Annotated in this window: 10 protein-coding genes; 3 read left to right on the plus strand and 7 right to left on the minus strand. The window is 57.4% G+C overall.

The genetic code is table 11. From position 1 onward, the window contains the following. Positions 1-110: 110 nt before the first annotated feature. Positions 111-539, plus strand: coding sequence for a nuclear transport factor 2 family protein (locus tag IIA05_02840; protein MCH9026038.1), 429 nt, complete (start codon positions 111-113; stop codon positions 537-539). A 955-nt stretch (positions 540-1,494) separates the two neighbouring features. On the opposite strand, the gene IIA05_02845 is transcribed toward IIA05_02840, so the two are convergent. Further along, positions 1,495-2,514 carry an ABC transporter permease gene (locus IIA05_02845; GenBank protein ID MCH9026039.1) on the minus strand — a complete coding sequence of 340 codons (1,020 nt, stop codon included), beginning with the start codon at positions 2,512-2,514 and terminating at the stop codon, positions 1,495-1,497. After that, positions 2,511-3,395 (minus strand): ABC transporter ATP-binding protein, encoded by an 885-nt coding sequence (locus IIA05_02850; protein ID MCH9026040.1) that lies wholly within the window; start codon positions 3,393-3,395, stop codon positions 2,511-2,513. The genes IIA05_02845 and IIA05_02850 overlap by 4 nt, the downstream gene beginning before the upstream one ends. 239 nt (positions 3,396-3,634) lie before the next feature. Here IIA05_02850 and IIA05_02855 point away from each other — a divergent pair, with 239 nt between their 5' ends. Further along, on the plus strand, positions 3,635-5,674 hold the full coding sequence (locus IIA05_02855; protein MCH9026041.1) for an NADPH-dependent 2,4-dienoyl-CoA reductase: 2,040 nt from the start codon (positions 3,635-3,637) through the stop codon (positions 5,672-5,674). Between the two features lie 34 nt (positions 5,675-5,708). Beyond that, complete coding sequence (locus IIA05_02860) at positions 5,709-6,479, plus strand: M48 family metallopeptidase (GenBank protein ID MCH9026042.1); 771 nt, start codon at positions 5,709-5,711, stop codon at positions 6,477-6,479. A 21-nt stretch (positions 6,480-6,500) separates the two neighbouring features. On the opposite strand, the gene IIA05_02865 is transcribed toward IIA05_02860, so the two are convergent. Genes IIA05_02865 through mnmA form a run of 5 tightly spaced genes read right to left on the minus strand, consistent with a single transcriptional unit; the run spans position 6,501 to position 13,040 of the window. Then, entirely contained in the window at positions 6,501-7,508 is a 1,008-nt protein-coding gene (locus tag IIA05_02865; GenBank protein MCH9026043.1) for a DUF2333 family protein, read from the minus strand. A 26-nt stretch (positions 7,509-7,534) separates the two neighbouring features. Next, positions 7,535-8,356 (minus strand): NAD(P)-dependent oxidoreductase, encoded by an 822-nt coding sequence (locus tag IIA05_02870; protein ID MCH9026044.1) that lies wholly within the window; start codon positions 8,354-8,356, stop codon positions 7,535-7,537. Beyond that, a complete protein-coding gene (locus IIA05_02875) occupies positions 8,353-9,135 on the minus strand; it encodes an NAD-dependent deacylase (protein MCH9026045.1) in 783 nt (260 codons plus the stop codon). Before IIA05_02875 ends, IIA05_02870 begins: the two co-directional genes overlap by 4 nt. Positions 9,136-9,189: 54 nt before the next feature. Beyond that, on the minus strand, positions 9,190-11,868 hold the full coding sequence (gene acnA, locus IIA05_02880) for an aconitate hydratase AcnA (protein MCH9026046.1): 2,679 nt from the start codon (positions 11,866-11,868) through the stop codon (positions 9,190-9,192). 32 nt (positions 11,869-11,900) lie between these two features. Beyond that, positions 11,901-13,040: a tRNA 2-thiouridine(34) synthase MnmA gene (gene mnmA, locus IIA05_02885; GenBank protein MCH9026047.1), complete on the minus strand. Its 1,140-nt coding sequence runs from the start codon at positions 13,038-13,040 to the stop codon at positions 11,901-11,903. Positions 13,041-13,091: the final 51 nt, after the last annotated feature.

Here is a 13,091-nt window from a genome sequence, read left to right on the forward strand (position 1 = left end):
TATCGTCGCTTCGCTCATGTCTTGCTCCCGTTAGACAAATGAGGAGCTTCAACGATCCCGCCTCTTCCGGCCCTTAGAACGGCTGAGATCGACAACTAGGAGGATGACCCATGTCCACTACCGATAGCGAGAAGACCCGACGCAGAGCCCTGCTTAAAACCCACTATGACGTTGAGAACAGCCACGACATGAATGGTATTATGGCGACCTTTTCACCCGACGCTGAGGTGCTTTTCAACCGAATCCCGTTCACGGACCCGCAAAGCATTCGTGATGCGCACGGCCTTTTGGGTTTTTCCGGCACGGGCGGCGCTTTTGAAGACATTCACAACTATATCGACGACACACATTTCACAGACGACGAAATCATCGTCGAGGGACGCCTGTGCGGCAAACATGTCGGTGAATTCCAAGGCATTAAAGCCACGGGCCGCAACGTCGAACTGCCGTTCGTCGCCTTTTATCACTTCGACAAGACCGACAAACTCATCTCCGAACGTGTAGTCATGAACTTCGGGGTGCTTGTCGCTTCGGGGTAGTCAATTGTTGTCAACATCGCAGAGATTAACAAAAGTTAAATGTTGAAATGGCCGCTTTGGGTCGGAAGCAGACCGTTAGTTTCTGTTTTGTTGACGATGTAATCTAGTGCGTGTTACAGGACGCCCATCCTCAATGAATACCGAGCTTCCCCACATTTCGAATTCACTCCAAGGCTGTTGACGCAGGTCATAAATAATTCGATGCCATGTAGGACCTGTACTTTCATCGTAGCCAATGACCTGTATGTTACATACGGTGGTCCTACAATCGATATAAGAGATATCGAACTGAGTTATCGCAGGGTGGCTAGTCAGGAATTGTAGTATCGCCTGCTCCATGTAATACGCCCAACCATCGTCTTTCGGCTCGACCTCCAGCTCCGTGCGGCGGCCTGCCAGCAAGCCGGAACTCCGGTCGGGAATGTCGCTGTCGGCAATAGGCTGATCGTGGGCCTCGGTAGCCGGAGTTTGCCGGGCCTCGCTTTGTTTGCTCGAGGTCACTCTATCAGTGGATTGCATGGTAGGCGATGAATCGGCTGTCCGTTCCTCTTTTGCAACGGGCAATCCCACGTTTGGGGCGGTTGTTGGTGTAGCTTCCGAACTGGGTGCCTCGGGCAGTCCATTTTCTTGGTCAGCGTCCCGAACCCAGCTTACTGCGGCGAAAACTAACACTCCACTGGCCGCCCCGATTAAGAATGACTTAGTGTCCATTTCTGCATCATATATCGGCTGCCGTGGAAACTCCTGCAGGCGTCCGCTTCGGATCATTAGCGGACATAGGTAATCACAGCCCTTTTGTCAGTTTTGGCAGTGAGTGGTCTGGGGATCTAAAAACATCGTTTTTGAGCAGATTTCTGTCCTATTGCTACCCACAGTGCTACCCAGAGAGGAAATGGATGCCCATGAATTCAGGTAACTATTTGATTATTATGATTTATCTTGAGAAGCAGGAGTTCTAGTCTTCCTGCCAGCGGAACAGCCAGGCGCCGATGGCGAGCAATACAATAGTCATTGCCGCAAGCTGAGTGACCTGCGGCATCACCTCGGCCAGGCCTGCGCCATCCAGCATGATATGCCGGGCCGCATCGAGCAGCGGGGTTAGCGGGAATAAGCCGGCAATATCCTGCACATACTGCGGCGTTCCTTCCAGCGAAAACCAGACTCCCGATAACAGCATCATCGGCCAACTGATCATATTGAGCAGACCGCCGGCGAGTTCTTCGCTGGCCGTGCGCACCGCGACCAGCAGACCCGTGGAAATCAGGCAGGTCGCGCCCAGCGTGGCAACCACGAACAGCGCCAGATAGCTGCCCGACATTTTGAAATCGATCAGGTAGCTGGTACCGGCGAAAACCATCGCGGTCAGACCCATTATCAGCACCAGGCGCGACAGCACTTGTGCGGTCAGAAATTCGAACGGCGTCAGCGGCGTCGCCTTCAGGCGCTTCAGAAAACCGTTCTTGCGATAGCGAACCACCACATAACCTACGCCAAACAGGCAACTGAACATCATGTTCATGCCGAGAATTCCCGGTAGCAGCCAGTCTACATAGCGAACCGCCGATCCGCTGACCGTGCCGCGAATGAAATCGCTACTGCCAGTGCCGGCGATCAGCTTCTCCAGCATGTAACCCTTCGGCGACGATTCGTTAACCCAGTATTGTGGTGGTTGATCGGCGGGACTGATCAGCATATCCATCTGGTGGCGCGATAATTTGGCCAACGCATCATCGAGATCGCTGACCGCATAAAAATCGATAAACCGGGTTTGCAGGAACGGGTGTGCGGCCAGGTCGATTACCTTGGACTGCTGAAGGACCGCGACCTTGAACATCGATCGCCCGTCGCCCGAAAAAATAACGCCCATGCCGACAACCAGCAACACCGGCAACAGGATATTCCAGCCCAGCGCCGAACGATCCCTGAGGAATTCGATGTTCCGCGCATGCAGGATCGCCAATATTCGGGAAATCATGCCCTGAGCTCCGTGCCGGTCAGTTCGAGGAAAAGGTCTTCCAGGTTCCGTGGCCGGATCTTTATCCGGTCGATACTGACGCCAAGTTCGAGCAATTTGGCCAAGGTCTCGCTGACGCTGGCAACCGATATTTCGACCGAATCGATTTTCTCATGAACCGTCCACGGCAGGCTTGCCGGTGAAACCGTAAAATCCTCGCGCGGCAGTTCGATAATGACATCGCTGAAGTGTTCCTTGAGCAGGGATTCCGGTGAACCGTGCGCGATGATCTTGCCGTGGTCCATGATCGCGATGGTGTCGCAGAGGATGTAGGCTTCATCCATATAGTGGGTGGTGAGCAACACGGTCGTGCGGCGTTTCTTGATCTTTTCTATCAGGTCCCAGAAGTTACGCCTGGCCTGCGGATCCAGACCGGTTGTGGGCTCGTCAAGGAACAGGATTTTCGGATCGTTGACCAGCGCGATCGCCAGCAACAAGCGCTGACGCTGGCCGCCGGAAAGTTTGCGGTTATCCCTGTCCAGCAGTTGCTCCAGGGAGCAGGATTCGATCAGTTCGTCGAGATCCGCGCCATGTTTATAAAAGCCGCGAAACAACTGCAGTGATTCTCTTACGGTCAGGTGATCTTGCAGGGCCGTGGACTGAAATTGCATGCCCGCTTCGTTCCTGAAATCCGCGCCGATCGGCTTTCCCCGGTAAAGTATTTCCCCGCTACTGGCCGATCGGATGCCCTCCATGATTTCCACAGCCGTGGTTTTGCCGGCGCCGTTGGGGCCCAGCATGCCAAAACAACTGCCTTCGTCTACGGAAAAACTGATCCCGGCGACCGCGGTGACGCCGGGATATTCTTTGACCAGGTTGTGAACTTCCAGGACTGCGCTCATGGGTCGATAGGTTCTTTTTTGGGATCGGGCGAGCCGTGTGCCGCGACAGGCAGATGCATCTTCGTAGATTGCAATGGACAGTGAATCATGAGCGCTTTGGGAAATCCGACTGATAAGTAGCGGACAGCTTAGGGGATTATGCTACCCATCGGCAACAGCCGATCCGGGCAACAGCGGGCTTGCATGCGAGCGCCAAAGGTGTCGTATGATGTCGCTTGCGGCCACTGAAAAGGAAAGCAATGACCGAGCCACACCCGCTCTACCCCAATCTGTTCTCACCGCTCGACCTGGGCTTTATGCAATTGCCCAACCGGGTTTTGATGGGCTCCATGCATACCGGCCTCGAGGACAAGCGCTCGGATTATCACAAACTGGCCGCTTATTTCGCTGAACGCGCGGCACATGGTGTGGGCCTGATCGTGACTGGCGGGATTGCACCCAACATCGCCGGCTGGGTCGGTCCGTTTGCCGGCCGGCTCTCCAGCAAGGGCCACGTGGCGCGGCACCGGCTGGTTACCCGGGCAGTACAAGCGGAAGGCGGCAGAATCTGCATGCAAATATTGCATGCCGGCCGCTATGGCTATCATCCTTTTTGTGTTGCGCCATCCGCTGTCAAATCGCCGATCAGCCCGTTCAGACCCAGAGCGCTAAGCGCGACCGGCGTGGAATCACAAATCAGGGCATTCGTCCGCTGCGCCGTGCTGGCGAGAGAAGCAGGCTATCACGGCGTCGAAATCATGGGTTCGGAAGGTTACCTGATCAATCAATTCCTGGTTACACGAACCAACCAGCGTACCGACCCATGGGGCGGACCTTTTGCCAACCGCATGCGGTTTCCGGTCGAGATTGTGCGCCGGACCCGCGAGGCCGTCGGCGACGATTTCATTATCATCTACCGGTTGTCGATGCTGGACCTGATCGACGATGGCCAGGACTGGAGCGAAGTTGAGCACCTCGCGCAGGCGGTCACCGCGGCTGGCAGCAGCATGATCAATACCGGGATCGGCTGGCACGAGGCCAGGATACCAACCATTGCAACGATGGTTCCGCGCGCGGGTTTTGCCTGGGTCAGCAAGCGGCTCATGGGCAAGCTGAGCATCCCGCTGATTACCACCAACAGAATCAACACGCCGGAAAAGGCTGAGGAAGTCCTCGCCCAGGGCTGCGCCGATATGGTTTCCATGGCCCGGCCGTTCCTCGCGGATGAACAGTTTATGAGCAAGGCCAGGGCCGGCAAGGCGGAATCGATCAACACTTGTATCGCCTGCAATCAGGCTTGTCTCGACCATACCTTCAGAAAAGAACGCGCTACGTGCCTGGTGAACCCGCGGGCCTGTTATGAAACTGAAATATCCATCAGCCGGACCGCCAGGCCTGTCCGGCTCGCCGTGGTCGGCGCCGGCCCGGCCGGGCTGGCCTGCGCGGCGACCGCCGCTGAGCGGGGCCACCGGGTCGTCCTGTTCGACGCGGCGGATTCGATCGGGGGCCAGTTGAACATGGCGAGACAGGTACCGGGCAAGGAGGAATTCAATGAAACCCTGCGCTTTTTCCGCAACCGCCTGGCCGCGGCAGAGGTCGATGTGCGTCTTGGCCGGAAGGTCGATCACGCGGCCCTGGGCGCCGGCGAATTTGATGAGGTCGTACTCGCCAGCGGCGTTTTGCCGCGTACACCGGATATCGCCGGGATCGATGACCCAATGGTTTTGAGCTATATCGATGTGTTGTTGAGCCGGCGAACAGCGGGCGACCGCGTGGCCATCATCGGCGCCGGCGGCATTGGCTTCGATGTAGCCGAGTTTCTCAGTCAGTCGGGAGAACCAACCAGCCTGGATGTCGGTTCATTTTGCCAAGAGTGGGGTATAGACCCGGCCTATGCGCACCGGGGAGGCCTGGCCGGGTCGGGAGCGCACGAGCGACCGTCGCTGCGAAAAATCTACCTGTTGCAGAGAAAAGCCAGCAAGCCCGGAGCCAGCCTCGGTAAAACAACCGGCTGGATTCATCGTCTCAGCTTGCGTAATCGGGGCGTTCAAATGCTCGCCGGGGTGAGCTATGAAAAAATTGACTCACGGGGTCTGCATATCACCATCGGCGGCGAACCCCGCCTGCTGGCCGTGGATAACATCGTGAGCTGTGCGGGGCAGCTGCCGTGCCGGGAGCTTGAAGGACCGCTGCGGGCCGCTGGATTGTCCGTCCACCTGATTGGCGGGGCCGACAAGGCCACCGAACTGGATGCCAAGCGTGCGATCAGGCAAGGCACTCTCTTAGCTATGAATATTTAATGTTAACAATCAGTTATATGTAACACTTAATGTCTTGACTAAATTGAAAACTCCCACCATACCGCCGTTCGACATGGGCCAGTCAGCGTTGTTGGAGCCTGCGGAAAAGGTTGCGAACTTCAGAATCCGGCGGAGCAGCCGCGCCCGCCACTTGAGTATCCAGGTGCACCCGCCGGGGCTGGTCGAGATTGTCGTGCCCAGGCGCATGCCGGTACGGGAAGTGGAGTCATTTGTCAGAGCGCATGCGACCTGGATTCGGGAAACCTGTGTGGGAATGAACCGTCGTCACCTCGACCCGGGAACCGGGCCGCCGTCGCATATCAGGCTGGGCGTACTGGATCGGGAATGGTCGGTCAGCTACAACCCGAATCCGCGTGCCAGGCTGCGGGTGGCGGAATCAGACACCGGCCTTGAAGTATTTGGCGCCAATGACGATGTCGGCCGCCGGCGCGCATTGTTGAACTGGCTCAGACGAAAGGCGCGCGCGTTTATGGTACCGGCAGTTGGCGCGCTGGCATTGAAAACCGGTTTGCGCCCCCGCGCAATCCAGATTCGGGCGCAGCGTTCGCGCTGGGGTAGTTGCTCATCGAATAGAACACTCAGTTTGAATCTGTGCCTGCTGTTCCAGGAACCGGAACTGGTTCGCTACCTGCTGATCCATGAATTGTGCCACCTCAGGCACATGAACCACTCGCCGCGTTTTTGGGCACTCGTCGAACAATATTCCCCGGGGGGCAGGATACTCGACCAGCGCCTGAACGATGGCTGGACCCGCATCCCCGGCTGGCTGTTCGCAGAACTGTGAACGCTTGTCGCTGCTTTCTGCTTAACCCTGGTCCAGCAATTCCCTGAGATTGATGACCGCCGAGTTGGCGCGCGACAGGTACGAGGCGAGCACCAGTGAGTGATTGGCAAAAATTCCATAGCCTGAGCCATTCAGAATCACCGGGCTTTTGATGGGACGCAGGCCGCCTTCGAGTTCACGGATGATCTGGCGCAGCGACACGATCGCGTTCTTGTCCTTGAGGACTTTCTCGAAATCAAACTGTGCGGCCCTGAGAAAATGGACCAGCGCCCAGGTCGTCCCTCTGGCCTCAAAAAATACGTTGTCGATTTTCAGCCATGGCGTTTCGACCGAAACGTAGTCCGGCAGAATATCGGTGTTTGCCGCGGCCCTTTCACCGGCCAGATCGGTGTTTACCCGGACCTGTCCGACACTGGCGCTGAGTCTTTGCGACAGACTGCCCAACCTTTTCTCAACCACCACCAGCCACTCCCGTAAATTATCCGCCCGCGCGTAAAATTGGGCATTGCGATTTTCCGGGTCGCTGAGTCGATCGCGATAAGCTTTGAGATAACGGATTCCCTTGCGGTACTGTCGCTCACTCGATGGCAACATCCATGAGTTGTGATCGTAATTCAATACCGGTTCCGCGAGCGCCAGATCGGGATCTTCCAACGACTGGGACTGCGAGCGGCTGTAGTCATTGCGCAATACCCGGGCGAGATCTCGCACCTGCACCACGACCCCAAATTCCCAGCTTGGAATGTTGTCCAGAAATATCCCGGGCGGGGCAATGTCGTTGCTCAGGTACCCGCCAGGCTTATCGAGGAGTATTTCGGTCACTTCGATCAGTGTTTGGGTCGTGGAATAACCGATGGGTGCGCGTTGCCCGGATACATCGGAAGTCACCCAGAACGGGTTTGGCTCGCGTGACCACCAGAATGCGAGAATCAAAATAATGACCAGCAAGACCGCGAGCACTACACCGGCGGCGATCAGCCGGGGATTCCACTGCGCATCGGGCTCCTGCCATTGCCATATGTTTTTCATCATTTGCGCTCCTGCTCGCAGCAAAGCTAATCGAGAAACAGATCGGGCGCCAGTGCCGTACCGGGGCTGACCGCGTAGCGAGAGAAATCGCTAACGCCAGATTCCCTGAGTACATCCTCATCGATCAGGAACTGTCCGTTGTATCTTTGGTCCGCAGCCGACAAAATCAGGTGAGCCGCATCGGCAACGATCTCCGGATGACGGCATTGTTCGGGTTTTACGAGGTCACCCAGCATCTTGATCGCGGCCGTTGCGATCACCGTACGCGGCCACAACGCACTGACCGATAAGCCACTGTTGGCAAACTCCCGGGCCATGCCCAGCACACACAGGCTCATTCCGTACTTGGCGATGGTATATGCAACATGCTCCTTGAACCACTTAGGATCCAGGTTCGGAGGCGGCGCCAGATTGAGTATCTTCGCCTGCCCGGATTGCAAAAGATGCGGCAAACATGCCTGGGAACAAAGGTAGGTTCCCCGTACATTGACGTCAAACATCAGGTCAAAGCGTTTCATCGGTGTGCCCAGGGTGCCCGCCAGGTAAATTGCGCTGGCATTGTTGACCAGGATATCGATGCCGCCGAAATGACCAACCGCCTGGTCGACCGCTGCGCTCACCTGTGCCTCGTCGCGGATATCGGTCCGGATCGGCAGGGCCTTGCCTCCGGCTTGCTCTATTTCCCGCGCAACACTGGATATGGTGCCGGGAAGCTGCGGATGCTCGTGTTCGGTTTTTGCGGCGATCACGATGTTTGCGCCGTCACGCGCTGCCCGGCAAGCGATCGCTCGGCCAATGCCTCGGCTCGCGCCGGTGATGAAAAGGGTTTTCCCGTTTAGTGTCGTCATGGCTTTCTCATTTCTGGCAAGTCATATTCACGCTCGCCCGGACTATCGCGCAATGCCCGGACGAGCGCCGGCAGAAACTGAGCCGCGGTGCCGTGCAAGGCATAGTTGGCGCGGTCGCTTAGCGAAGTCTCCTGCGGATTTATCTCGACCAGGCAGGCGCCGGATTGCAGCGCAAGCTCAGCGAGCCCCGCGGCAGGCTGGACCAGCGCCGAGGTGCCGATGGCAAAAAACACATCGCAGGCGCCCGCGTATTCGATAGCCGCCGCCAGGGCATCGGGGTCTATTTGCTCGCCGAACCAGACTACGTCCGGACGTAAATAAGCGCCGCAGCGAGGGCAGGGTGGGGGCGACTTGCTGGCGTCATAATCTTCGACCACGCAGCCTTCTTCCGAGCACACCGTGCGCATGATATTGCCGTGAAATTCGATCATATTCCGGCTGCCCGCAGCCTGGTGCAGACCATCCACGTTCTGCGAGATCAGGCTGAATCGAGGGAACATCCGCTCCAGATCGACCAGCGCAGAATGAGCTGCGTTTGGCCTGGCCTGCCTTACCAGCTTCCGGCGCCATTGATACCATTCCCAGACCAGCGATGGATCGTGCTGGAACGCCTCCATGGTCGCCAGAGCTTCCGGCTTGAATTTCGCCCACAACCCGGTTTGCGCATCGCGAAAGGTCGGCACGCCGCTTTCCGCCGATACGCCGGAGCCGGTCAGAACGCAGACGCTTTCAGCGGCCGCCAGTCTTGCTGTCAGCCCGATAGGAACTTCGCCGCTCACTGGGCGCCCACTGCGATCTTTCCGGAACCGCTGAATGGCCGGTTGCTAAGCAGATCATGCCGCCTTTGCTCGCCCTGCCAACTGGCGCAAAACATAGTGGAGAATGCCGCCATTTCTGTAGTACTCGCGTTCTTTTGGCGTGTCGATGCGGACCCGCGCAGAAAAATGAATCGCTTCGCCGGATTCAGGCATCGCGACCACCCTGACCGATTCCGCATTCGCGTCCTCCAGGCCATTGATCGTGAAGCTCTCCTGGCCGGTGATGCCCAGGTTTTCCGCATTGTCCCCATCCATGAACTCCAGCGGCAGTACGCCCATGCCGATCAGGTTGGAACGGTGGATGCGCTCGTAACTTTCTGCAATTACCGCCTGTACGCCAAGCAGTTTAGTGCCCTTTGCCGCCCAGTCACGAGACGAACCGGTACCGTATTCCTTACCGGCAATAACCAGCAGCGGAGTCCCTTCGTCATGGTAACGCATGGCGGCTTCGTAGATGGACAGCTGTTCGCCGCCGGGCTGATGGCGGGTCCAGCCGCCTTCGGTACCCGGTGCCAGCTGGTTACGCAGGCGGATATTCGCAAAAGTACCGCGCATCATCACTTCGTGATTACCGCGCCTCGATCCGTAGGAATTGAAGTCAGCCGTTTTCACGCCCTCTGCCCGCAGGTAATCGGCGGCCGGGCTGTCGCTCGCAATGCTGCCCGCCGGTGAAATATGGTCGGTGGTCACCGAGTCGCCGAGCAAGACCAGTACCCGCGCGCCGGATATATCGCCGACCGGCGCCGCCGCCATCGTCATACCGGCAAAATAAGGCGGATTCTTGACATAGGTCGAATCCGCTTGCCACTGGTAGAGTTCTCCTTCGGCAACCTGCAAGCCGTTCCAATTTTTGTCGCCATCGAATACCTTTGCGTACTCGTGCAGGAACATTTCACGGTTAACGCAGGCATCCATCTTTGCGTGAATTTCCCGCTGGCTCGGCCAGATGTCCCGCAGATACACGGGCTCGCCATCGGCATCTATTCCCAGCGAACTGTTGATCAGGTCGACGTTCATATTGCCGGCCAACGCATAGGCCACCACCAGCGGCGGTGAAGCGAGAAAATTCATTCTGACCAACGGGTGAATGCGACCCTCGAAATTCCGGTTGCCCGAGAGCACGGCACAACCTACCAGTTGGCTGTTTTCCACCGCTTCCCGGATTTCCGGTCGCAGCGGCCCGGAATTGCCGATGCATGTCGTGCAACCATAGCCGACCAGGTAAAAGCCCATTTTCTCCAGGTCATCCAGCAAATCCGCTTTCTCGAGATACTCGCTGACCACCCGCGACCCCGGCGCCAGGCTGCCCTTGACCCACGGTTTGGTCTTTAGCCCCTTTGCGGCAGCGTTTCTTGCCAGCAAACCGGCCGCTATCATCACGGCCGGGTTCGATGTATTCGTGCAACTGGTGATTGCCGCGATCAGCACCGAGCCATCGCAAAGCTCAAAATCCTGGCCATCCATGCTGACATCGGCCCGGCCGTTACTGTCCCTGCCGCTGATTTCCTGCGCCAGGTGATCCTGGAACACTCTGGCCGCCGATTTCAGGGTGATCCGGTCCTGCGGCCGTTTCGGCCCGGCGATGCAAGGCTCGACATTCGCTATGTCCAGTTCCAGAACGTCGCTGTAATCTGCATCGGATTGTCCATCATCACGCCAGAGACCCTGGACCCTGGCGTAGGCTTCGACCAGTTCGATGGTGTGCGCATCGCGGCCGCTCAGTTCGAGGTAGCGGAGGGTTTCACCGTCGATCGGGAATATTGCGCAAGTACTGCCGAACTCCGGCGCCATGTTGGCCAGCGTCGCACGATCGGCAAGCGGCAGTTTCGCCAGCCCATCGCCGTAGAACTCGACAAATTTTCCAACCACGCCTTTTTCACGAAGCATCTGGGTAACGGTGAGTACCAGGTCGGTCGCGGTGGCCCCCTCAGGCAAATTGCCGCTCAGTTTGAAGCCGATGACCTGTGGGATCAGCATCGTGATCGCCTGGCCCAGCATGGCTGCTTCGGCCTCGATGCCACCGACTCCCCAACCCAGGACCCCCAGTCCATTCACCATCGTCGTGTGGGAGTCGGTGCCGACCAGTGTGTCCGGGTAAGCCTGCAGCACACCATCCTTTTCAACCCCAAAGACAACTCGTGCAAGGTACTCCAGGTTGACCTGGTGAACGATTCCGGTGTTCGGAGGAACGACCAGGAAGTTGTCAAAGGCATTTTGTCCCCAGCGCAGGAATGAATAGCGCTCCTTATTGCGCTGGAATTCGATAATATTATTCAGATCCAGTGCGTCGGCGGAACCATAATTATCGACCTGAACCGAATGATCGATAACCAGTTCGGCGGGTGACAGGGGATTGATGTCAGCGGCCTTTCCGCCGAGCCTGACAACGGCATCACGCATCGCCGCGAGATCAACGACTGCCGGCACACCGGTAAAGTCCTGCAAAATAACGCGCGCCGGCGTGAAAGCAATCTCCTGGCTGGGTTCGGCCTTTGCGTCCCAGTTGGCCACTGCCTCGATATCGTCCCGCGTAATGTCTATGCCATTCTCGTGACGCAGGAGGTTTTCGAGCAGGATCTTCAACGAATAGGGCAGCCGCTGGTAGTGGGTGCCTTCAAGGGCATCCAACCGGTAAATCTGGTATTCCTTGTCGCCGACTTTTAGCATCGAGCGTGCGTCAAACGAGTCCGTCATGAGGTCTCCGAAATGGCAGGGCAAGCCGTAAATTATACGGCATCGCGTTGCCTGGCGCTAAGTGGCGCGTGTTTCGCGGCGAGCGGCAGAATCGCATCGATGACCCCTCCGCCCAGACACCGTTCACCATCATAAACCACCGCAAACTGGCCGGGCGTCACTGCCCTTTGGGGGTAATCGAAAAACAGCGAAAAGTTCCCCTGGGCATCCAGGGTGATCGTGCAGGGCTGGTCCTTTTGCCGGTATCGTGTCTTGGCGGCCAGATGGGCTCCGCTTTCAGGTTGTGTACCGATCCAATGACTGTCGATCGCTCGCAGACCACTGCTGTACAGCAGGGGATGATCGTGCCCCTGTACAACCATCAGCGTGTTGCGCTCCAGATTCTTGCCGGCGACATACCACGGCGACTCGGCGTGCCCCTTGCGACCGCCGATCCCCAGCCCTTGTCTCTGACCCAGCGTGTAATACATCAGTCCATCGTGCCGGCCCAGTATTTCGCCGTCCGGGTCGCGAATATCGCCCGGGGTTGCCGGTAGGTAGTTTTCCAGAAAACTGCGGAAATGGCGTTCGCCGATAAAACAGATGCCGGTGCTGTCCTTTTTCCCAAAATTATCAAACCCCTGCTTCCGGGCGATGGATCGGACTTCCGCTTTCTGCATTTCTCCGATCGGAAACAACGCATCCTCGAGAGCTTTTGCAGAAACCGCATTCAGGAAGTAGCTCTGGTCCTTGTCCTGATCCAGTCCTTTTAACAAACTGACACCGGCAGCCGAGCACTCGACCCTGACATAGTGCCCGGTGGCTATATAGCGGGCCCCGAGACGCAAGGCGTATTCACGAAAGACGCCGAATTTGATTTCGCGATTACACAGCACATCCGGGTTTGGCGTTCTTCCGGCTTGAATTTCTTCCAGGAAATAGGCGAACACGCGTTCGCGATATTCCTCTGCGAAATCGACCTTGTGCAATGGAATACCGAGTTCAGCGCATACCTGCCGGGCATCCTGATAATCCTGGGCAGACTGGCAATAGCCGTCCTCATCGTCTTCCCAGTTGTTCATGAACAGGCCGTGCACTTCGTAACCGGCCTCCAACAGCACAAATGCGGCAACCGATGAATCAACGCCACCGGACATTCCGACTATTACTCGATCTCGCCTGTTGGCAGGCATAACTGTGTAACCCTGGACAGATTGGAAGAGACCGTATTATAAGCGCAATGC

Source organism: Pseudomonadota bacterium (assembly GCA_022572885.1).
GTDB lineage: Bacteria > Pseudomonadota > Gammaproteobacteria > Steroidobacterales > MnTg04 > MnTg04.

Coding starts and splice junctions, on each gene's coding strand:
- IIA05_02840 (MCH9026038.1), top strand. CDS start 111: ATGTCCACTACCGATAGCGAGAAGACCCGACGCAGAGCCCTGCTTAAA.
- IIA05_02845 (MCH9026039.1), bottom strand. CDS start 2,514: ATGATTTCCCGAATATTGGCGATCCTGCATGCGCGGAACATCGAATTC.
- IIA05_02850 (MCH9026040.1), bottom strand. CDS start 3,395: ATGAGCGCAGTCCTGGAAGTTCACAACCTGGTCAAAGAATATCCCGGC.
- IIA05_02855 (MCH9026041.1), top strand. CDS start 3,635: ATGACCGAGCCACACCCGCTCTACCCCAATCTGTTCTCACCGCTCGAC.
- IIA05_02865 (MCH9026043.1), bottom strand. CDS start 7,508: ATGAAAAACATATGGCAATGGCAGGAGCCCGATGCGCAGTGGAATCCC.
- IIA05_02870 (MCH9026044.1), bottom strand. CDS start 8,356: ATGACGACACTAAACGGGAAAACCCTTTTCATCACCGGCGCGAGCCGA.
- acnA (MCH9026046.1), bottom strand. CDS start 11,868: ATGACGGACTCGTTTGACGCACGCTCGATGCTAAAAGTCGGCGACAAG.
- mnmA (MCH9026047.1), bottom strand. CDS start 13,040: ATGCCTGCCAACAGGCGAGATCGAGTAATAGTCGGAATGTCCGGTGGC.